This window comes from Bradyrhizobium sp. ISRA430 (assembly GCF_029909975.1).
Lineage (GTDB): Bacteria > Pseudomonadota > Alphaproteobacteria > Rhizobiales > Xanthobacteraceae > Bradyrhizobium.
On sequence record NZ_CP094516.1, the window covers coordinates 1,553,259 to 1,574,073 of the forward strand.

Sequence of the window (20,815 nt, forward strand, 5' to 3'; positions counted from 1 at the left end):
ATCTATCGATAGATGCGCCGACTTTACGCCGGCGTGAGCTTCGCCGCCTCCGCCTTCATATCATCCAGCACGCCGGCGATCGTGGTGACGAGCTCGTCGATCTGGCCCTTGTTGACGATCAGCGGCGGGCAGATGGCGATGGCGTCGAGCATGTTGCGCGAGATCACGCCGCGCTCCTGGAGCATACGGCTGGCGATGCCGCCGACGGCACCGGGCGTGGCTGCGGCGGTCTTGCGCCGCTTGTCCAGCACGAGCTCGAGCGCGGCGATCATGCCGACGCCGCGGACCTCGCCGACCAGCGGATGGCCGGCGAGCTCGCGCAGCTTGCCTTGCAGATAGACGCCCGTCTCGGCCGCATGCGCGACCAGGCCGCGCTCCTCGATGATCTTGAGGTTCTCCAGCGCCACGGCCGAGCCGACGGGATGGCCGCCGGCGGTGAAGCCGTGGCCGAGTACGCCGATCTTGTTGCTCTCGTCCGCGATCGGCTCGAACATGCGGTCGTTCAGGATGATCGCCGACAGCGGGAAATAGCTCGAGGTGATCTGCTTGGAGACCACCATCGCGTCGGGCTTGATGCCGTAGGTCTCGCAGCCGAACATCTTGCCGGTGCGGCCGAAGCCGCAGATGACCTCGTCGGCGACCAGCAGGATGTCGTATTTGTTCAGGACCTTCTGGATCTTGTCCCAGTATGTCGCCGGCGGCACGATGACGCCGCCCGCGCCCATCACTGGCTCACCGAAGAAGGCTGCAATCGTCTCCGGGCCTTCCTTGATGATGAGTGCCTCCAGCTCCTCGGCCCGCCGCGTCGCAAAGGCTTCCTCGCTCTCGCCCGGCGCGCTGTCCTTGTAGAAGTGCGGCGAGCCCGTGTGCAGGATGTTCGGCAGCGGCAGGTCGAAGGACCGATGGTTGTTCGGAAGGCCCGTGAGGCTTGCGGAAGCGATCGTGACGCCGTGATAGGCACGCAGGCGGCTGATCACCTTCTTGCGCTGCGGCTGGCCGAGCGTGTTGGAGCGATAGGCGATCAGCTTCAGGACGGTGTCGTTGGCTTCCGAGCCGGAATTTGTGAAGAACACCTTGCTCATCGGCACCGGCGCGAGCGCGACCAGCTTCTCGGCGAGATCGATCGAGGGCCCATGCGATTTCGCGGAGAACGTATGATAGAACGGCAGGGCCTGCATTTGGCGGTACGCGGCCTCGACCAGCCGCGTCTCATTGAAGCCGAGCCCGACGCTCCATAGCCCCGCCATCGCCTCGAAATAGCGCTTGCCCGTCGCGTCAAAGACGTAAGGCCCCTCGCCGCGCTCGATCACCAGCGGACCTGCCTGCTGATGGGTGCGCGCATTGGTATAGGGATGGAGCTGATAGGCCACATCCCGGGCCTCTTGCGAATTGGGCAGCATCGACATTTTCGGAGATCCTCAGGGCTTCACATCACCGGCGCGGCCAGCGTCATCACTTGGCTATTGCGACACTACAGAAGTTGCAACGCCATTTCGTCAGCAGCAAATGCCCGGCAGCGATGCAGAAAGCAGTGCCGTGCCACGTTCAGGCCGCTCCGTCATCATCATCGCCATCGGCGGCCTCAGTGGCCTCCTTCACCTCGACGAGCGCCATCGAGAGAAGATAGACGGTCGTGGGCAGGCTGAGCCGGCGCGCCTTCTCGGCAGCGCGCGACAGCTCGCCCACCAGCTCCCTCAGCTCGTCCCCACGCGACAACGTCTTAGTCCACCTGGTCTTGGTTCGCCTATCCGGTCGCGCCCGCCTGGGTCGCGATGGCGCCGCTGGTCCTGATCAGTTCGGCGCTCGTCCGGATTGTAGCAAAATTGCCGATGACATTCACCACCGCTTGCTTGTAGGCGGCGGCATCGCCGGCGCCCGGCTGTCGGCAGGCCACGGCGTCACCGACCACCTGGTAGCGATGGCTGCGGTGAAAACCGTCGACGACGGTCGCCAGTATGGTCTCGTCCAGGGAAAAACCGAACAGCACGCACCGGGCCGAGCGGATATTGGACATGTAGTCGACAAATCGTGACGAGCTGTAGGCCGAGGGCAGCGGGTGCTCGAATGTCATCTCTCCGGGCCGCGGCTTCGCCTCCGCAATCCAATCGGTCAGCTTGGATGCCGGATTGAACCAGGCCGCCTGCGCGATGCGCTTCAGGTGCATCACCGGCCAGAGATTGTCACGCCACAGTGTCAAGAGCTCCAGGCAACGCGACATGGCGGCGTCGCCGTCGAGGATGACGTGGCGGCGCCCCTGGGTGAGATATTCGACCTGGAGATCCGCGCAGACCAGGATCGGCGGATCGTCGTGGACGGAATCCTGCATTTTTTTGCTTGCGGCTGTCTCAATTTCAACGATCGCCCAGCGCGAGATCACGCAACGGCGAGGTCACCGCTCGCCCGGCCGAGGCATCGAGCACGCCCGGCCGGTCCCAGTCGCCCTCGGGGCGAATAATCACATAGGGATCGCTATCGAGCGTGATCGCGTCCGGCCCGGGCTCGATCTCGAGCACCATCTCGGTGTAGGAGAAATCGGAGAACGTGATCTTGCGGTTGTGACCCAGCGGCTTGGCGCCGAAGTGGGCCCAGAAATCAACCAGCCGGTCCTGCGCCTGGCCGTAGATCTTGCGAAACCCCTTGCGCTTCACATAGTCGACGCTCGCCTGCACCAGCTTGAACGAGACGCGCGAGCGCCGATATTGGTGACGGACAGCGAGCCGCTCGACCTTGGCGAATTCGCCGAAGAAGCGCACCCGCAGGCAACCCGCCGGCTCGTTTCCGACGAAGCCGATGAAGTGTGCCGCTACCAGATCGTTGCCGTCGAACTCCTCCTCGAAGGGACAGTCCTGCTCGGCGAGATAAACCGCGGAACGGATCGAAGTGACGAGCATGAGATCGCTGGGATCGCGCGCGATCCTGACCGTGATGGCGCGGGAGTCCGGTTTGGCGAGAGGAATCCTAGTGCCGTGCATCTGCAAAACTCCTTGCTTGGATGATCGAGCCCGGCATGCGCAGCGGCTGCCTGTTCCAGGGCCGCTCGTAACACCAGAGATCGGGCTGGAAGCTGGCGACAGGTTCGAAGCCCGTCGCCTTCATGATGTCGCGTCCTGCGACAGTCGACGGCTGAGCGTAGCAATCCGCACTACGAAACCGCTGCTGACGCAGATGCGCCGCGGCCTTGCCGAGACCAGCGATGCCGCGGCCTGTGGCCGCAATCGCCCAGATATAGATGGCAGACACCTCCTCGTCGGCAGCGGCGAGGTGGCGCGTGTCGGGCGCGGTCAAGCAGATTTCATCGAGCAACAGCGCATCGTGCCCACGGTCGTTGAGAAACAGGAAGGCGATGCCGCCAAGCAGGCGCCCCTTCCGGCTGAAGGTCAGGAGGCTCTGGGGATCGAAAGCGAAGTAGCGTGCGAGCTCCGCTGCCCCGATCCGAACGCCCGGCACCTGCCGGCGCGCCATCTCAGAAAGCGTCGCAATTTCCGAGAATTGCGCACAACGGACATCGATCTCCGGGCTCAGGGCCAGCGAGTCAAAATCGTGCCTTGCGGCGAACGAGCCCCTTTCCATACCCATGTCGCCCCTCTATCGTTCGTCGTTTTCGTGCCCCGCTATGACAACGAGCTTAGCGGTTGGGGATCAGGAGTATGCAGCAACTATTGCACCGGGGTGCTGCGATGACGCAGCACCGTGAAGAAGTCCTGGATGCGTCTTGGGACGATTTGAAACTGTTTTTAGCGTGCGCAAAGTTTAAAAGTTTTCGCAACGCGGCCGAGGAACTCGGCCTGACGTCCACTACGCTGATGCGCCGGATCGACCGGCTTGAAGAGAGCATCGGCTGCAAGCTGTTCCTGCGTGATCAGAGCGGGCTCACGCTCAGCGACGAAGGCACCGCAATGATTGCCGACGTCGCCCACATGGAACGTCACGCCTTCAACGTATTTCGCCGCGCCTCGCGTTCGTCGAACGATACGGCCGGCACCGTGCGCGTCGCGGTGACTGAGGGCCCTGGCAATTTCTGGATCCTGCCGCGCCTGATCGATTTCCAGAAGACCTATCGCAAGATCACCGTCGAACTGCGCTGCGCGATGGAGCAGGCAGATGTCGCGCGGCTGGAATCCGACATCGCGATCCAGCTCGAGCCGCCGACCAATCCCGACCTGATCGTCACCAAGCTCGGCCGGCTGCACATCTATCCCTTCGTCTCGAAGGACTATCAGAGCCTCTATGGCGTGCCCGCGACGCTCGCCGAATTGATGAATCACCGGATCATCAAGCAGAGCGCGCCGCAGGTCGACGATGGTGCCTACGCCCGCGTGCTCGGACTGACATCGCTGGAGGGCATCGTCGGGATCAAGACCAACTCTTCGGTCGGGGTGCTCTATGCTGTGGAGCGCGGCGCGGGCATCGGCTTCCTGCCGACGGTCTCGATCGCGCTCGGTGCATCGCTCGTCGCCGTCGATCTCGGTGTCAGCCACCACGCCGATCTCTGGCTCACCTATCACAAGGAGTTCCGCACCTCGGAGCGGCACAAAATCGTGGTCGACTGGTTGAAGAAGATTTTTGATCCCAGGACCTATCCCTGTTTCCGGGATGAATTCATCCATCCGAACGCGCTGGTTCCGATGATGGCGACCGCACGCGAGGGGTTTGGCCTGACCGGCTACGTCGCGGCGACGCCGACGTAAGAGTGCGCGAGGCCGCACCTCACCATCTGTATTCGAAGCCGGCCGTGCCCTGGTGCGACATGAGCTCGTTGCGGAACTTGCCATCGTAGTTGATGTAAAGCCGCGCGACGTTGGTCAGGCTCAACGAGACAGAAGCGCCTGCATCCATGCCGTAACGGCTCTCGCCGATTCCGGGCACGATGATGCTCTCCGTCCCCAGGCTGACCTGGACCGAGCCGAGGTTCTGATAGAAGTTGTCGACGAACTTGCCGTAGGCCGACAGGTCGAGGATCTTCCTGTCGAGGATGAAATAGCGTCCGATCTCGGCCCCGATCATGACGCGCGCCCGCGAGATCGCCGTCGAGCCGACATTGAGCGGGTCCAGTCCACCGGCTTCCTGGAATGAAGCGCTGGTGGCGCGGACATATTCGAGTGCGCCCTTTGGCACGACCCGCATCTCATCCTTCGTCCAATAGTAGCTGATCTCGGTCAGCGCGCCGTCGACCGCGGCGCGGTAGCCCGCGGTCGCAAGGCCAAGCCCGGTGTCCCGGCTGGAATGGACCTTGCCAAAGCCGTGCACTACTGCGAAGGCCCAGGTCCAGGGGCCCTTGTCGACGGAGCCGTTGAAGCCGAGCTGGGTCAGGTCGAGCGTCGCGGACTGGAGCGCGAGCGGCACGTCGATGTCGGTGTGACTCTGATCGACCGAGAAGCCGAGATTAACACCCGGCGCGAGCCGCGCACCGAAACCAGCGACGCCGCCGAAAGTCTTGCGCTTGTCGCCGACGAAATCGCCCTGCGCGTCGGTCCGGAGCGAGATGCCATAGCCTTCGAACCAGGTGCGATAGCGCGGATCCTCCGTGCTCTCCGACGCGCCGCCCCCGCCGGGGTTGGTGCGGAGGGAGCGGTTGAAGCCGCCCGAAGCCTGATTGCCGAGCCGTTCCAGGAACCACGATCCGAGATTGAGCGTGGTGTTGCCGGCCGACTGGTCGTAGTACGTCGCGGTCGGCACCGGGATCGGGGTCGGTGACGGCGTGGGCGTTGGTGTTGGCGTCGGGGTGGGCGTCGGACTTTGCGCGTGGGCCGACGTAGCCGCAATCATCACAACGAATGCAATGGCCATCACAATCGTAGCCGCGATCCGGCGGACACGGTCCAGCCCGATCATCTGCCGTGTCCCGGAGAGCTGCGACGTGCAGCACATGGCGATAAATCCCGAAAGCAAATGGCAGCGCGCAAAAATGCAACACACGCCGCAGCGTATGCGGCGATTTGTGCTGAACTGCCACGGAGGGTCAATCGGTTGCGGGGCTCGACCAGGGGTGATTGCTTCCGATTGTGGTTCCGTTGCCACAGGTCGGAAATAGCGGACGTGGAGATCCGGTCCGGACTTGAAATTCGCGCGCTGCTTGCTAACGTGCGAATTTCGTGTTGCAATATCCAGCACAATCGGATTTGGCCGCTCGGCTGTGCGTTTCGCGACTTTGAGACTCAAGACTCGAACAGACTTCCGGAAGCCCGTTTGTGGCGTGGCACGCGCAAAAGCGTGGCCGCGTCTTTTTTATGTCTAGAGGAGGAGACTGGCGATGCAAAAGGGCACCGTCAAATGGTTCAACCCGACCAAGGGCTATGGCTTCATTCGACCGAACGGCGGCGATAAGGACGTCTTCGTCCACATCTCCGCCGTCGAGCGCGCGGGCCTCACGACCCTCAATGAAAACCAGGTGGTTGAATACGACCTCGTGGAGAACCGCGGCAAAACATCCGCGGAGAACCTCAAGGTCTCCTGATCTCTCCCGCGACTTTCGCAAGGGATCACGACGTTGCCCCCGGCTCTGCCGGGGGATCTTGTTTGTGAGTTCGGCAAGTCCCGCGACAGCGGCTCAGTTCACCACCGGCGAAATCAGGAAATTCTCCGAAGGTCCGCTTCCCGCCGTCTTGCACACGTCGCCCTCGATGCGGACCTTGCCGGTCGCAAGCAGCCGCAGCGCTTCGGGATAGATGCGGTGCTCGACTTCGAGGATGCGTTCGGAGAGCGTGTCCGCCGTGTCGTTGTCGCTGACAGGGACCGCGCCCTGCATCACGATCGGCCCGGCGTCAGTCGCGGGGATGACGAAGTGCACTGTTGCGCCAGACAGTTTCACCCCCGCACGCAAGGCCTGGCCATGCGGATCGAGGCCGGGGAAGGACGGCAGGAGCGACGGGTGGATGTTGAGCATCCGTCCGTACCAGCTTTGGGTGAACTCGGCCGTGAACAGGCGCATGAAGCCGCCGAGACAGATCAACTCGATGCCATGCTGGTCGAGGGCGGCCTGTAGCACCGCCTCAAAGCCGGCGCGGTCCTTGCCAAAGGGTTTGCTCTCGATCACCAGCGTCGGCACGCCACTCGCCTTTGCGCGCTCCAGCCCGAGCGCATCGGCCTTGTTCGAGATGACGAGCGCGATTTCCGCCGGAAAATCCAGCGCGGCCGCGGCCTTGATCAGCGCGGCCATGTTCGAGCCCCGGCCGGAAATCAGAATGGCAACACGGCGCTTCATCGGTTCACAGCGCGAGATCAAGGTGGCCGCTATAGACGACGCGGTGCTCGCCTTCGGCCGCGATCACCCGACCGAGCTGCGCCACCGTCTCGCCGGCATCGGTGAACACTTGCACCACCTTGTCGACCGCATCCGGCTCGACGATCGCGATCATCCCTATGCCGCAGTTGAACGTGCGCAGCATTTCGAGCTCGGCGATGCCGGCTTGCGCGGCCAGCCATTTGAACACCGGCAGCACCGGCAGGCGCTCCAGATCGATGCCGACACCGAGATGCTTCGGCAGCACACGCGGAATGTTGTCGGTGAACCCGCCGCCGGTGATGTGGGCAAGCCCCTTCACCGCGCCGGTCTCGCGGATCGCGCGCAGACAGGATTTGACGTAGAGCCGCGTCGGCGTCAGCAACGCGCCGCCGAGCGTCATCACCGGCGAAAACGGCGCCTTGGCCTCGAAGCCGAGGCCGGACTGCTCGACGATCTTGCGCACTAGCGAGAAGCCGTTGGAATGCACGCCGGAGGACGCAAGGCCGATCACGGCATCGCCGGCGGCAATGTCCTTGCGCGGCAGCAGCGTGCCGCGCTCGGCGGCGCCGACGGCAAAGCCGCCGAGATCGTAGTCGCCGTCCTTGTAGAGGCCCGGCATCTCGGCGGTCTCGCCCCCGATCAGGGCGCAGCCGGATTCCCGGCAGCCCTCGGCAACGCCGGCAACGATCGCGGCCGTAGCCTCCGGATCGAGCTTGCCGCAGGCAAAATAGTCGAGGAAGAACAGCGGCTCGGCGCCCTGCACCACGAGGTCGTTGACGCTCATGGCGACGAGGTCGATGCCGATCCCGCCATGCAGGCCGGTCTCGATCGCGATCTTGACCTTGGTGCCGACGCCGTCGGTGGCGGCAACCAGGACCGGATCCTTGAAGCCGGCTGCCTTGAGGTCGAACAGGCCGCCGAAACCGCCGATTTCGGCGTCGGCGCCGGGGCGCGCGGTGGCGCGCACCATCGGCTTGATCAGGTCGACCAGGCGGTTGCCCGCGTCGATGTCGACACCTGAATCGGCGTAAGTGAGGCCGTTTTTGCGGTCGGTCATGCCCGATTTCCAGTGGGTTTGCGGCTGGTTACGTCGAATTCCGGGGACGCGCAATGGCAAGCATGGCGCGCTGCCCTATACTATGTAGATATCAACCGGTTCAGCCTTCAAAGGGCCGGATTTGAGGTCAGACAGGGTGCCGGGAAGCGCCGCGTGAGTATTCCGAACATCATTACCCTGGGCCGGATCATGCTGGTCCCGATCATCGTCTGGGCCATCGTATCGAGCCAAATGGAGGTGGCGTTCGCGGTGTTCCTGATCGCCGGCATCAGCGACGCCGTCGACGGCTTCCTGGCCAAGCGCTTCAACATGACGAGCGAGCTCGGCGCCCTGCTCGACCCGCTCGCCGACAAGGCCCTGCTGGTGTCGATCTATCTGGCGCTTGGCATCTGGGGCGACATTCCGCGCTGGATCGTGATCCTGGTGGTATCACGCGACATCATGATCGTAACTGCCGTGATCGTGTCCTGGCTGTTCGACAAGCCGGTCGAGATGAAGCCGTCGATGGTATCCAAGCTCAACACGGCAGCCCAGGTGGCCTACGCAGCCTTGGTGCTGGCCGCCCTCGCCTTCGGCTTCAAGCCGGCACCCTATGATATTATCCTGATGGGCTTCGTGACGGTCTTCACGCTGTCCTCGGTGTCGCTGTATCTCATCGAATGGCTGCGGCACATGAGCACCATCGACGCCAAGTGAGCCAAGCAAGTGCAGGCCCCGCAAAAGGCCAAGTCGGGCTGACTCGCTCGCGCTCGATATGTCAGATCTCTTCACGTGAGGCCGGCACGTCCGGCATGGAGCAAAGTTAGCGTGGCAGGCCGCGTTCACCCCCGACAATTGGCGTTTTCGCTTCCGCATGCGGAGAGCCTGAGCCGGGACAATTTTCTCGAAGGCCCTGCCAACGCGGCCGGGCTTGCCCTGATCGATGGCTGGCCGGAGTGGCCACACCGGATCATGTGGCTGGCCGGCCCGGAAGGGTCGGGAAAGAGCCATCTCGCGGCGATCTGGGCCGAGCAGGCCGGCGCCCGTTCGACCACGGCCAATGCACTGACCGCAGCCACCGTGCCGGGGGCGCTGGCGACCGGCGCGCTGGTGGTTGAGGATCTCAGGGCCAAGGACTTCGACGAGCGCGCCCTCTTCCACCTCATGAACCTCGCCCGCGAGGACGGCGCCTATGTCCTCTTCACCGGACGCGAAGTTCCGGCCGCGCTCGACATCGAGCTACGCGACCTGCGCTCTCGCCTGCGCACGGTGCCGGCGATCTCGCTTCTGCCGCCGGACGACCAGTTGTTTCGCGGCCTGATCGTGAAGTTTTGTGCCGACCGCCAGCTCACGGTCGACGAGAGCGTGGTCAGCTATCTCGCCACGCGCCTGGAGCGCTCCTCGGCCGGTGCCCGGCGGGCGGTGGAGCTCCTGGACAGCGAGGCCCTGCGGCTCGGCCGGCCCGTGACCCGGGCGCTGGCCGCTGACCTCCTCCGCGATGCCTGACCAGGTCCCGCCTCGAGGTCGCTTGACGCGACGGAACTGCGGAACATCAATGTCATCGAAATGATTGCGCCTGTAGCATTACAGCCGACGAAGCCAAATCGTCCTGTTGGACGGCTGGCGCGTTACGCTAAAGGCAACGTCATCGAAACGTCATCGGACTAACACATGCTCTGGCCGGTTTTGCGCGTAGGTGCAAGGTAAGGCGAGACAAGATGGACCGACTTCTGATGGAATCCGTGCAAGCCGTTGAAATCAAGGAAAAAATTCAAGAAGTCGAAGGTCAGCCGGCGATCGCCACGAGCCCCGAGCGATTCATCAACCGCGAACTCTCCTGGCTGCATTTCAACCGCCGCGTCCTCGAAGAATCGGTCAATGCCCACCATCCGGTGCTGGAGCGGGTCCGATTCCTGTCAATTTCGGCGAATAACCTCGACGAATTCTTCATGGTCCGCGTGGCCGGCATCAAGGCCCAGGTGCGCGAGGGCATTCCCGAGCGCAGTCCCGACGGCCTGACGCCGTCCGAGCAGCTCGCGCTGATCAACCGCACCGTCTCCCAGCTTGCCAGCGACCAGCAGTCAATCTGGCGCGACCTGCGTGGCACGCTGGCCGACGTCGGCATCGTGCTGGTCGACGGCAAGGACGTCACCAAGGCGGAGCGAGCCTGGATCGAGGACTACTTCCTCAACAACGTGTTCCCATTGCTGACGCCGCTGGCGATCGACCCGGCGCATCCCTTCCCGTTCATTCCAAGCCTCGGCTTCACCATCGCCCTGCAACTGACGCGCGCCGCCGACGGCAAGCAGATGAACGCGCTGATCCGCATGCCCGGCAAGATCGACCGCTTCATCCGCATGCCGAGCGATGGCAAGGTCCGGCTGATCTCGCTGGAACAGGCCACCGCCCTGTTCATCAATCGCCTGTTCCCCGGTTACAATGTCCACGGTCAGGGCGCGTTCCGCATCATCCGCGACTCCGAAATGGAGATCGAGGAAGAGGCCGAAGACCTCGTCCGCGTGTTCGAGACCGCGCTGAAGCGCCGCCGCCGCGGGTCGGTGATCCGCCTCGAGATCGACGCCAAGACCCCGGAGGAGCTGCGCAGCTTCGTGCAGCACGCGCTGTCGGCCGCCGACGACGAGGTCTTCCTGGTGGATGGCGTGCTCGCGATGAACGAACTGTCGCAGCTCACCCGCCTCGACCGGCCCGACCTCGAATTCACCCCTTACGTGCCGCGCCATCCCGAGCGCGTGCGCGAGCATGGCGGCGACATCTTTGCCGCGATCCGGCAGAAGGACCTGATCGTCCATCACCCTTACGAATCCTTCGACGTGGTGGTGCAGTTCCTGCAGCAGGCCGCGCGCGACCCCGATGTCGTCGCAATCAAGCAGACGCTCTACCGCACCTCCATCAACTCGCCGATCGTGCGCGCGCTTGCGGAAGCCGCCGAGGCCGGCAAGTCCGTCACCGCACTGATCGAGCTGAAGGCGCGCTTCGACGAGGAGGCCAACATCCGCTGGGCGCGCGACCTCGAGCGCGCCGGCGTACAGGTTGTCTACGGTTTCCTCGAACTCAAGACGCACGCCAAGCTGTCGATGGTGGTGCGCCGCGAGGGCGGCAGCCTCACCACCTATGTGCACACCGGCACCGGCAACTACCATCCGGTCACCGCGCGCATCTATACCGACCTCTCGTACTTCACCTCGGATCCGACCATCGGCCGCGACGCCGCGCGCGTGTTCAACTTCATCACCGGCTATGCCGCGCCGAGCGATCTGGAAAAGATGGCAGTGTCGCCGCTGACGCTGCGCGCACGCATCATCGAGCACATCCAGGCCGAGACCGCGCATGCGCGGCACGGCCGGCACGGCGCGGTCTGGATGAAGATGAATGCGCTGGTCGATCCTGACATCATCGACGCGCTCTACGAGGCCTCGCAGGCCGGCGTCCAAGTCGAGCTCGTGGTGCGCGGTATCTGCTGCCTGCGCCCCGGCATCCCCGGCCTGTCGGAGAACATCCGCGTCAAATCCATCATCGGACGCTTCCTGGAACACGGCAGAATCTACTGCTTCGGCATGGGCCAGGGCCTGCCGAGCGCCAAGGCGGCTGTGTATATCTCGTCAGCCGACATGATGCCGCGCAACCTCGACCGCCGCGTCGAAGTGCTGTGCCCGTTGCAAAATCCGACGGTGCATCAGCAGGTTCTCGAACAAATCATGGTCGCGAATCTGAAGGACAATGAGCAAAGCTGGCAATTGTTGCCCGACGGGTCCTCAACGCGTATGAAGACCGCGAAGGGCGAGGAGCCTTTCAACGTCCACAACTACTTCATGACAAATCCGAGTCTGTCTGGCCGTGGAAAGTCGCTCAAGGAATCCTCGCCGCGCCGGCTCACGCGCCGGAACGAACGCCATCAGTCCTGATCGGAGTTTGTCGTGAAGCGGCCGCGCAAGCGCAGCGCGAGCGTCGCCGTCATCGACATCGGATCCAACTCGGTCCGTCTCGTCGTCTACGAGGGGCTGACGCGCAGCCTCATTCCGATCTTCAACGAGAAGACACTATGCGGCCTCGGGCGCGAGGTGCAGAGCACGGGCCTGCTCGCGCCCGATGCCGTCGACAAGGCGTTGACCTCTCTCAAGCGGTTTCGGGCGCTGTGCCGGGTGATGCAGGTCGGTCGCGTGTTTGCGATCGCCACCGCCGCCTGCCGCGACGCTTCCAACGGTCCCGACTTCATCGCGAAAGCCGAGCGCATCTGCGCCGTGAAGATCGAGATCCTGTCTGGACCGCGAGAGGCGCGGCTGTCGGCGCTAGGCGTGATCTCGGGCATCCATCTTCCCGACGGCATCGTTGGCGACCTCGGCGGCGGCTCGCTCGAATTGATCGACGTGCGCCGCAACAGCGTGCGCAGCGGCGTGACACTGCCGCTCGGCGGCCTCGCGCTGCAGGACCTCGCGCACAAATCGCTCAAGCGCGCCGATCGCATCGTGCGCGAGGAGATCGACGAGGTGCCGCAGCTCACCGCAGGCCACGGCCGCACCTTCTACGCGGTCGGCGGTACCTGGCGCGCGCTCGCGCGCATCCACATCATCCAGAGCGGCTATCCGCTCCAGGTGATGCACGGCTATTCCATTCCCGCGGCGGAGGCCCTCGACTTCGCACGCCGGCTGCGGCGCCTTGCGGCGGCCGACATGCTTGCCGACATCGAGGTCGTCGCCGATGCCCGGCGTCCCCTCCTCACCTATGCAGCGCTGGTGCTCGAGCACATCATCCGCGTCGCGAAGCCGAAGACCATCGTGTTCTCGACCTTCGGCGTGCGCGAGGGCCTGCTGCATGAGAAGCTGTCGGAAGCCGAGCGCAGCAAGGACGGCCTGATCTGCGCGGCTGAAGAACTCAACGAGCTGCTGTCGCGCTCGGCCCGCCATGCCCGCGAGCTGATCGCCTGGAGCGACCGCCTGGCGCGCGTGGTGAAGCTGCGCGAAACCGAGGAGGACCGCCGCTTACGCCACACCGCGTGCCTGCTCTCGGACATCGGCTGGCGCGTGCATCCCGACCATCGCGGCGAGCAGACGCTGAGCCTCGTCGTCAACGGCAATTTCGGCGCGATCAATCACCAGGAGCGCGCCTTCGTCGGTTTGTCGGTGTTCTACCGCTACGCAGGCCTCAGTGAAGAAAACCAGCCGCCGATGACGATGCAGGAGCTGCTGACGCCGACCCAGCTCGAACGCGCCCGTTTGCTCGGCGCCGCCTTTCGCGTCGCGCATCTGATCTCGGCGGCGCGGCCCGGCGTGCTGCCAGCGACGCATTTCCGCAACGAGGGACGCAAGCTGATGCTCGTGTTCGAGCACAAGCTCGGCGACCTCGTCGCCGATCGCGTCGGCGGCCGTTTCCGCCAGCTCGCGCGCCTGATCGGCCGCTCCGGCTCGATCGTCCGCCGCTAGAGAATTACTCCGCCGACACCTTGGCGTGACGCTCGGAGGCGTCAAGCGCGACCGCGCTCAGGCTGCGCCGGCGCCAGATGTAGCCGACGACCAGCACGACGATGACGCCGAGTGCGGCGCAGAGATATTCGCCGCCTCCGCCACCATGGGCGAATTGCGGCGGGATGCGCAGGGTTGCGAGGATCGAATCCAGCGAGGCGCCTAACGGACCATCGAACAGCGCGTGCAGGTTCGGCTCGACGCCGGGATCGGTCGCGATCACCTCGCCGGCGATCCAGCCGAGCAGTGCCGCACCCGCCCAGACCAGGACCGGCAGTTTCGCCAGGAGCGCCATAATCAGCGCAGCGCCGGCGACGATCAGCGGCACGCTGATGGCAAGGCCGAGGATCAACAGCGGCACGCTGCCATTGGCGGCGGCGGCGACCGCGATGACGTTGTCGAGACTCATGACGATGTCGGCGATGACGACGATCTGCACGGCCTGCCAGAGATGCGAAGCGGACTCGACGCCCTCCTCGTCCTCCGCCTCCGGAACCAGGAGCTTGGCAGCGATCACGATCAGCGCCAGACCGCCGACCAGCTTCAGGTACGGCAGCGCCATCAGGCTCGCGACGATGCCGGTGAAGATGATCCGCAGCAGCACCGCAGCGCCGGCGCCCAGCACCATGCCCCACAGCCGGTGCCTCGGATTCAGGCCGCGGCAGGCGAGCGCGATCACCAGCGCGTTGTCGCCGGACAGGAGGATGTTGATCCAGATGATCTTGCCGACCGCAATCCAGAAGGTCGGTTCGGCCATCTCATTGCGGAACTGGGTGAAAACAGACCCGATAGTGGCGGGATCGAAGATCTGCCAAAGCCAGTTCACAATACGTCCTTTCGCCCCGTCAACAAGGCATGATCCGGAAAAGTGCGCCGCGGTTTTCCGAGAAGATCATGCTTAAACAATAAACTAAAGCGCGATGAGATTCATCGCGCTTTAGCGCGCCAGCTGAAGATCAGCCGACGATCTCGTTGCCCGAAAAGAACTGCGCGATCTCGATCACGGCAGTCTCCGGCGCGTCCGAGCCGTGCACCGAGTTCTCGCCGATCGACTTCGCGTAGAGCTTGCGGATGGTGCCGTCAGCCGCCTTCGACGGATCGGTCGCGCCCATTACCTCGCGATATTTGGCGATCGCGCCCTCGCCTTCCAGCACCTGCACCACGACCGGACCCGAGGTCATGAAATCGACGAGCTCGCCGAAAAACGGGCGCGCCTTGTGGATGGCATAGAAGGTCTCGGCCTGGCCCTTGGTCATGCAGATGCGCTTCTGGGCGACGATGCGCAGGCCCGCCTTCTCGATCACGGCATTGACCGCGCCGGTCAGGTTACGCTCGGTCGCGTCGGGCTTGATGATCGAGAAGGTGCGTTCAATCGCCATGATCTTGTCCTTGAGGAAAAGCGGTGTGTGGAGTTGCGGGGCTTATATCGACGCCTTTGCGGAACGGCAAGCGACCGCCGAAGGGCCCGCGCGGGCGCTTCGCCGCAGGACCGGGGCCGAACATTCCGGCGTGGATTACAACAATTTCACCCAGATGAACCGAATCTGCAGATCCCGTCAGGATTCGGTTCAGCCTCCCTGCCCTAGGCTCTTCTCCATCGAAACCGAGCCTCATTTCGAGGCAGACCGTTTCGGCGGCCTTTCCATCGACGCGCAGGCCCGCGCCGGCAGTTTTGAGGAGATCACCATGTTGAGGAAACTTTCGCTTGCCGCAGTCGCCGCGGTCGCGCTGGGTGCCGCGCTGGCGCCGACCTCCGCCTCCGCACACTGGCACGGCGGCTGGGGCTGGCATGGCGGCGGCTGGCACCACGGCTGGGGCTGGGGTGCACCGCGCTTCTATGTCGGCGGCCCCGTCTCCTACGGCTATGGCGGCTGCTATGTACGCCGGCTGGTCCCGACTCCCTGGGGCCCCCGCTGGCGGCTGATCAACCGCTGCTACTAACTAAGTCCGACAGCACCTTCCCAAGGTACCACCCCCCAGGTACCTTCCAAGAGAAGCCCCGGCGTCGTCCCCCGCGCCGGGGCTTTGCATTTGCGGTGGCGCGACCATTAATACAATTTTTACTAGAATACCCGGCAGTCCCGGCACGGGCGAAACAAATTTGCGGTCAGTGACTTGGTAGAGTGTCGTTATTACTTTGAAACAACGGAACTCTGCTATGGCTGGTGTTTCCGCCAATAACAGCGAACAGATTGATCGGCGCACCAGCCGCGCGATTTGCGATGCCGTGGGCGAGCGGCTGCGGCAGAACCTTCGCCCCGAGCCCCGACTGACGTCGCATCTCGAGCATCTTTTGGACGAGCTGAAGAAGCGAGACCGAGAGGACAGCTCGCACTAACGGGCAGGTCTAGAAAAACGGGTTGCGTTCGCGCCGCCTTGCGGTGACAAGGCCGCATGCTTTCCATCACCGACCTCTCGGTCCGGCTCGCCGGGCGCCTCCTGATCGACCAGAGTTCCGTGCAGATCACGCCCGGCGCGCGCGTTGGTCTGGTCGGACGCAATGGGACCGGCAAGTCGACGCTGTTCAAGGTGATTCGCGGCGAGCTCGCCGCCGAACATGGAACGGTGACATTGCCGCCGCGCTGGCGCGTCGGCAGCCTCGCACAGGAGGCGCCGAACGGTCCGGAGAGCCTGATCGAGGTCGTGCTCAGGGCCGATCTCGAACGCGATGCGCTGCTCTCCGAGGCCGAGAGCGCCAGCGATCCGCACCGGATCGCGGAGATCCAGACCCGGCTCGTCGATATTGACGCACATTCGGCGCCGAGCAGAGCCGCCGCGATTCTCTCCGGCCTCGGCTTTTCAGCCGCCGACCAAGCGCGTCCCTGCGCCGAATTCTCCGGTGGCTGGCGCATGCGCGTTGCGCTGGCCGCGACCCTGTTTGCAGCCCCTGACCTGCTTCTGCTCGACGAGCCCACCAACTATCTCGATCTCGAAGGCACGCTGTGGCTGGAGGATCACCTTGCGCATTATCCGCGCACGGTGATCGTGATCAGCCACGACCGCGACCTGCTCGAAAGCTCCGTCGACCAGATCCTGCATCTGGAGCGCGGCAAGCTCACGCTCTATCGCGGCTCCTATTCCTCCTTCGAGGAGCAGCGTGCCGCGCGCGAGCTGCTCGATGCCAAGCAGGTCAAGCGCCAGGAGGCCGAACGTGCGCGCCTGCAGGCTTTCGTCGACCGCTTCAAGGCCAAGGCGTCGAAGGCGCGCCAGGCGCAGTCGCGCGTCAAGATGCTCGAACGGCTGAAGCCGATCACGGCGCTGGTCACCGAGGACGTGCGCGAAATCAGCTTTCCCGCGCCGGAGAAAATCCTGTCTCCGCCGATCATCGCGGTCGACAACGTCTCGGTCGGCTACGATCCGGCAACGCCAGTGCTCGGCCGCGTCACCTTGCGCATCGATAATGACGACCGCATCGCGCTTCTTGGCGCCAACGGCAACGGCAAGTCGACGCTGGTCAAGCTGCTCGCCGGCCGCCTCGCGCCGTTCTCGGGCAAAGTCACGCGCGCGGACAAGCTGTCGATCGCCTATTTCGCGCAGCATCAGCTCGACGAGCTGAACGAGGACGCCTCCGCCTACGATCACGTCCGCAAGCTGATGGGCGATGCGCCGGAGGCCAAGGTACGGGCGCGCGCCGGCGCGATCGGCTTTTCCGGCAAGGCGGCGGACACCAAGGCAGGAAAACTGTCGGGCGGCGAGAAGGCGCGGCTGCTGCTGGGCCTTGCGACCTTCTTCGGCCCCAACATGATCATCCTGGACGAGCCGACCAACCATCTCGACATCGACAGCCGCGCCGCGCTCGCCGAGGCCATCAACGATTTTCCCGGCGCGGTCATCATGGTGTCGCACGATCGCTACCTGATCGAAGCCTGCGCCGAACGGCTCTGGATCGTCGCCGATCGCACCGTGACGAACTACGACGGCGATCTCGACGAATACCGCCGCATGGTGCTGTCATCGCGCAACGCGGACGCCTCGCCGCGCGAACGCAGCGCCGCGAGCGAGAAGCCTCAGCGCGCTAGAAACGACAATCGCGGCTCGCTCAAGAAGCGCATCGCGGAGGCCGAAGCCGAGATCGCCCGCATCGGTGAGATCATCACGAAAATCGACACTGCACTGGCGCTCCCCGACATCTTCACCCGCGATCCCAATCAGGCCGCGCAACTCTCCAAGGCGCGCGCGAATGCCGCGGACGCGTTGGCGCGCGCGGAAGAACAATGGCTCGAAGCCAGCGCGCAGTTTGAAGCGGCGGGTTAGCTAGCGTCGCTCTCGCGCCCCGGACGCTGCGCAGCACGATAGTGATGCGCTGCTGAGCCGGGGCCCATCATCATGACAAACTGCGTCCCGGCTCAGTGTCGCGTCATTCATGCCGCGCCGCGTCCGGGACACGAGCTTTCAATCAGGTCGCGGTCTTCTTTCTTGCCTTCGGCTTGGCCGTCTTCGGCGCGGCCGGCGGCTCGGGCGTACCTTCGATCGAGGACAGGCGGCCCGAAGTGAAGGTGTAGATGCCGGCGCGCGGACCGGTAGTCCACGTGACCACAACGATGCGCCTGCCGCCGGCATCATTGGAGATGTTGACGCTCGATGGCGCGCCGATGCCGCGCACCACGTCGCATTCGGTATGACCGAGAGCGACCGTTCCGCCCGCCGGCGCGGACGGTTCGCTCGACGCATTGGCATCGGCGGGCGCGCCAACAGGCGTCATGCCCGGACACGCGCCATCGGCGCTGACCAGTTCGTCGGGCCTTACCGGCTTGTCGGGGGTCAGCGGCGGCGATTCGATCGAGATGTTCTTGATGCTCAGACGGCCGGCCCTGGAGAACCACTCGGCGTCCTTCGAAAACAGATCGCTCCCGCCGGAGCAGCCCGCGATCAGCGGTGCGACGGCGGCCAACGCAACTATGAGCGACTTTGGAAGCTTTTGATGTCGCACGATAAACTAAATTCCCCGGGTGAAGGACCAGCCCTAAGCGATTGTCCCAACATCACTTTGCGGCACGAAGGTGGCCAAAACCAGCATCGCCCGAAAAGTGCAAATTATCATTAATAGCGATCCACCGCTAATTCCGCCGCTGCCACCGGCCGCGTTCGTCGGCCTGCCAGTAGGTCACCTCGAATCCCCGCGTCTTGCAATCCGTCCAGGCGCCGCGCGCCTGGGCCAGCGCCTCCGGATCGTCGCCGTTGAACAACAGCACCATGCGCTCGTAGCTCTGCGCGTCCTGAGGCAGCGTGGCATTGTCGATCAGGAAGCGGACGTTGGCCCCGTTCGGATTGTCCTCCTCGATCGCCAGCACGATCGGCTGGTCGGCCGCATCGTTCACGCGCCACGTCGCATGAGGCAGGAAAGAATCGTCCCGATAGGTCCACAGATGCGCATCGAGCGCGTCGGCGCGTTCCGGCGAGGTCGACTGCACCACGACCCGCCAGCCGCGTTCCAGCGACTTCTCAAGAAGCGGCGGCAAGACGTTCTCAACCGATATGTCTTGCAGATGGTAGAACAGGACTTCGGTCATTTGCTCTCGTAATGATCTGCCACCAGCCGGTCGAGCAGCCGTACGCCATAGCCGGAGCCCCAGCTCTGGTTGATGTCGGTCTTCGGCGCGCCCATCGCGGTACCGGCGATATCGAGATGCGCCCAGGGCGTACCGTCGACGAAACGCTGCAGGAACTGCGCCGCCGTGATCGAGCCGCCATGGCGGCCGCCGGTGTTCTTCATGTCGGCGAACTGCGAATCGATCAGCTTGTCGTATTCGGGCCCGAGCGGCATGCGCCAGACCTTTTCACCGCTTTCGAGCCCGGCGGTCAGCAGCCGTTCGGCGAGTTCGTCATCGTTGGAGAACATGCCGGCATGCTCGGTACCGAGCGCGACCATGATCGCGCCGGTGAGCGTGGCCAGATCGACCATGAACTTCGGTTTCACCTTCTTGGCGACGTACCAGAGTACGTCGGCGAGCACGAGGCGCCCCTCCGCGTCGGTGTTGATGATCTCGATGGTCTGGCCCGACATCGAGGTGACGATGTCGCCCGGACGCTGGGCGTTGCCGTCGGGCATGTTCTCGACGAGGCCGATGGCGCCGACGGCGTTGACCTTGGCTTTGCGCGCCGCGAGCGCATGCATCAGCCCGACGACGCAGGCCGCGCCGCCCATGTCGCCCTTCATGTCCTCCATGCTGCCGGCGGGCTTGATCGAAATGCCGCCGGTGTCGAAGCAGACGCCCTTGCCGATAAAGGCCACCGGCGCGGTGCCCTTCTTGCCGCCGTCCCAGCGCATGATCACCGTGCGACTCGGCCGCACCGAGCCCTGGCCGACGCCGAGCAACGCGCCCATGCCGAGCTTCTGCATGGCCTTGACGTCGAGCACCTCGATCTTGACGCCGAGCTTGCGGAGCTGACTTGCCCTGCGCGCGAACTCCTCGGGAAACAGCACATTCGGAGGCTCGTTGACGAGGTCGCGCGCGATGATCACACCGTCGACGACATGGCCCGCCGACACGAAGGCCTTCTTCGCCGCCGCCGCATCGGCAACCGCGAGCGAGACGTCAGCGCGCAGGGCGCCGCCCTCCTCGCCGTCCTTCTTCTTCGTCTTATAGCGATCGAATTTGTAGGCGCGCAGGCGCAAGCCCGAGGCGATCGCGACCGCCTGCTCGCTCGTCATCGCGCCATCGGGCAATTCCGCCATGATTGTCATGATTGTCATGGCACCGCCCCCGGCCTGGAGCTTGCTCGCCGCCCCGCCGCCGAATTTGAGGAAGTCGCTCGCCTTCAGCGCCGAAGTCTTGCCGGCGCCGATCACGATCAGGCGGGTGGCCTTCAATCCCTCGGGCGCCAGGATGTCCAGCGCCGCACCGCTCTTGCCCTTGAAGGCGGCGGCCGCGGCCGCCCGCTTCACGACTTCGTTGGCGGCGCCGAGCGCCTTGGCGGTCGCCGGGCCCACCTTCAGACTGTCGTCGCAGAAGACGACCAGGATGCCACGCGGCGCGGCGGCAAGCGGGACGAAGCCGACCTTGATGGCATCGGACATGGGTAACTCCTCCAAAACATGGGGCTTTTAGCCATTCAGCGGGACCGGCCGAGGGCCGGCGC

At 64.4% G+C, this 20,815-nt stretch carries 22 protein-coding genes; 9 read left to right on the forward strand and 13 right to left on the reverse strand.

Annotated features, from left to right (window positions below; genetic code table 11):
* Positions 1-23: 23 nt before the first annotated feature.
* The 5 genes from MTX21_RS07980 to MTX21_RS08000 form a co-directional block, all read right to left on the reverse strand.
* Positions 24-1,406: an aspartate aminotransferase family protein gene (locus MTX21_RS07980; RefSeq protein WP_280964263.1), complete on the reverse strand. Its 1,383-nt coding sequence runs from the start codon at positions 1,404-1,406 to the stop codon at positions 24-26.
* Positions 1,407-1,545: 139 nt separating this feature from the next.
* The gene (locus MTX21_RS07985) at positions 1,546-1,716 is read right to left on the reverse strand and encodes a hypothetical protein (RefSeq protein WP_280964264.1); all 171 of its coding nucleotides are present in this window, start codon (positions 1,714-1,716) and stop codon (positions 1,546-1,548) included.
* Positions 1,717-1,744: 28 nt separating this feature from the next.
* Positions 1,745-2,326: an isochorismatase family protein gene (locus MTX21_RS07990; protein ID WP_280964265.1), complete on the reverse strand. Its 582-nt coding sequence runs from the start codon at positions 2,324-2,326 to the stop codon at positions 1,745-1,747.
* Positions 2,327-2,351: 25 nt separating this feature from the next.
* Positions 2,352-2,972: a GNAT family N-acetyltransferase gene (locus MTX21_RS07995; RefSeq protein WP_280964266.1), complete on the reverse strand. Its 621-nt coding sequence runs from the start codon at positions 2,970-2,972 to the stop codon at positions 2,352-2,354.
* On the reverse strand, positions 2,959-3,576 hold the full coding sequence (locus MTX21_RS08000; RefSeq protein WP_280964267.1) for a hypothetical protein: 618 nt from the start codon (positions 3,574-3,576) through the stop codon (positions 2,959-2,961). Before MTX21_RS08000 ends, MTX21_RS07995 begins: the two co-directional genes overlap by 14 nt.
* Positions 3,577-3,647: 71 nt before the next feature.
* Between MTX21_RS08000 and MTX21_RS08005 the strand changes: the two genes are divergently transcribed.
* Positions 3,648-4,688: a LysR family transcriptional regulator gene (locus MTX21_RS08005; protein ID WP_280964268.1), complete on the forward strand. Its 1,041-nt coding sequence runs from the start codon at positions 3,648-3,650 to the stop codon at positions 4,686-4,688.
* 19 nt (positions 4,689-4,707) lie between these two features.
* On the opposite strand, the gene MTX21_RS08010 is transcribed toward MTX21_RS08005, so the two are convergent.
* Positions 4,708-5,868 (reverse strand): autotransporter outer membrane beta-barrel domain-containing protein, encoded by a 1,161-nt coding sequence (locus MTX21_RS08010; RefSeq protein WP_280964269.1) that lies wholly within the window; start codon positions 5,866-5,868, stop codon positions 4,708-4,710.
* Between the two features lie 382 nt (positions 5,869-6,250).
* On the opposite strand from MTX21_RS08010, the gene MTX21_RS08015 reads away from it, so the two are divergent.
* Positions 6,251-6,454 carry a cold-shock protein gene (locus MTX21_RS08015; protein ID WP_279370272.1) on the forward strand — a complete coding sequence of 68 codons (204 nt, stop codon included), beginning with the start codon at positions 6,251-6,253 and terminating at the stop codon, positions 6,452-6,454.
* Between the two features lie 93 nt (positions 6,455-6,547).
* Here the strand turns inward: MTX21_RS08015 and purN are convergent, their stop codons facing one another.
* Together purN and purM are read right to left on the reverse strand one after the other, a co-directional pair.
* Positions 6,548-7,201, reverse strand: a complete 654-nt coding sequence (gene purN / locus MTX21_RS08020; protein ID WP_280964270.1) for a phosphoribosylglycinamide formyltransferase — start codon at positions 7,199-7,201, stop codon at positions 6,548-6,550.
* A gap of 4 nt (positions 7,202-7,205) precedes the next feature.
* Complete coding sequence (purM, locus tag MTX21_RS08025) at positions 7,206-8,279, reverse strand: phosphoribosylformylglycinamidine cyclo-ligase (protein WP_280964271.1); 1,074 nt, start codon at positions 8,277-8,279, stop codon at positions 7,206-7,208.
* Between the two features lie 153 nt (positions 8,280-8,432).
* Between purM and MTX21_RS08030 the strand changes: the two genes are divergently transcribed.
* The 4 genes from MTX21_RS08030 to ppx all read left to right on the forward strand — a co-directional run bounded on the left by MTX21_RS08030 (position 8,433) and on the right by ppx (position 13,696).
* Positions 8,433-8,975 carry a CDP-alcohol phosphatidyltransferase family protein gene (locus MTX21_RS08030; RefSeq protein ID WP_280964272.1) on the forward strand — a complete coding sequence of 181 codons (543 nt, stop codon included), beginning with the start codon at positions 8,433-8,435 and terminating at the stop codon, positions 8,973-8,975.
* Between the two features lie 111 nt (positions 8,976-9,086).
* Positions 9,087-9,764, forward strand: a complete 678-nt coding sequence (locus MTX21_RS08035) for a DnaA/Hda family protein (protein ID WP_280964273.1) — start codon at positions 9,087-9,089, stop codon at positions 9,762-9,764.
* Positions 9,765-9,991: 227 nt separating this feature from the next.
* Positions 9,992-12,181, forward strand: coding sequence for an RNA degradosome polyphosphate kinase (locus tag MTX21_RS08040; protein ID WP_280971000.1), 2,190 nt, complete (start codon positions 9,992-9,994; stop codon positions 12,179-12,181).
* Positions 12,182-12,193: 12 nt separating this feature from the next.
* Entirely contained in the window at positions 12,194-13,696 is a 1,503-nt protein-coding gene (gene ppx / locus MTX21_RS08045) for an exopolyphosphatase (protein WP_280964274.1), read from the forward strand.
* A gap of 4 nt (positions 13,697-13,700) precedes the next feature.
* Here ppx and MTX21_RS08050 read toward each other — a convergent pair whose 3' ends face one another.
* The gene (locus MTX21_RS08050; protein WP_280964275.1) at positions 13,701-14,561 is read right to left on the reverse strand and encodes a TerC family protein; all 861 of its coding nucleotides are present in this window, start codon (positions 14,559-14,561) and stop codon (positions 13,701-13,703) included.
* Positions 14,562-14,691: 130 nt separating this feature from the next.
* Entirely contained in the window at positions 14,692-15,114 is a 423-nt protein-coding gene (gene ndk / locus MTX21_RS08055; protein ID WP_280964276.1) for a nucleoside-diphosphate kinase, read from the reverse strand.
* Positions 15,115-15,421: 307 nt separating this feature from the next.
* On the opposite strand from ndk, the gene MTX21_RS08060 reads away from it, so the two are divergent.
* From MTX21_RS08060 to MTX21_RS08070, 3 genes are all read left to right on the forward strand, one after another.
* Positions 15,422-15,676 carry a sulfur globule protein precursor gene (locus MTX21_RS08060; protein WP_280964277.1) on the forward strand — a complete coding sequence of 85 codons (255 nt, stop codon included), beginning with the start codon at positions 15,422-15,424 and terminating at the stop codon, positions 15,674-15,676.
* A 217-nt stretch (positions 15,677-15,893) separates the two neighbouring features.
* Positions 15,894-16,073, forward strand: a complete 180-nt coding sequence (locus MTX21_RS08065) for a hypothetical protein (protein WP_280964278.1) — start codon at positions 15,894-15,896, stop codon at positions 16,071-16,073.
* Between the two features lie 56 nt (positions 16,074-16,129).
* Entirely contained in the window at positions 16,130-17,989 is a 1,860-nt protein-coding gene (locus MTX21_RS08070; protein ID WP_280964279.1) for an ABC-F family ATP-binding cassette domain-containing protein, read from the forward strand.
* 142 nt (positions 17,990-18,131) lie between these two features.
* On the opposite strand, the gene MTX21_RS08075 is transcribed toward MTX21_RS08070, so the two are convergent.
* The 3 genes from MTX21_RS08075 to MTX21_RS08085 all read right to left on the reverse strand — a co-directional run bounded on the left by MTX21_RS08075 (position 18,132) and on the right by MTX21_RS08085 (position 20,753).
* Positions 18,132-18,665 (reverse strand): hypothetical protein, encoded by a 534-nt coding sequence (locus MTX21_RS08075; protein ID WP_280964280.1) that lies wholly within the window; start codon positions 18,663-18,665, stop codon positions 18,132-18,134.
* 127 nt (positions 18,666-18,792) lie between these two features.
* Positions 18,793-19,245, reverse strand: a complete 453-nt coding sequence (locus MTX21_RS08080) for a DNA polymerase III subunit chi (RefSeq protein WP_280964281.1) — start codon at positions 19,243-19,245, stop codon at positions 18,793-18,795.
* Complete coding sequence (locus MTX21_RS08085) at positions 19,242-20,753, reverse strand: leucyl aminopeptidase (protein WP_280964282.1); 1,512 nt, start codon at positions 20,751-20,753, stop codon at positions 19,242-19,244. The genes MTX21_RS08080 and MTX21_RS08085 overlap by 4 nt, the downstream gene beginning before the upstream one ends.
* Positions 20,754-20,815: the final 62 nt, after the last annotated feature.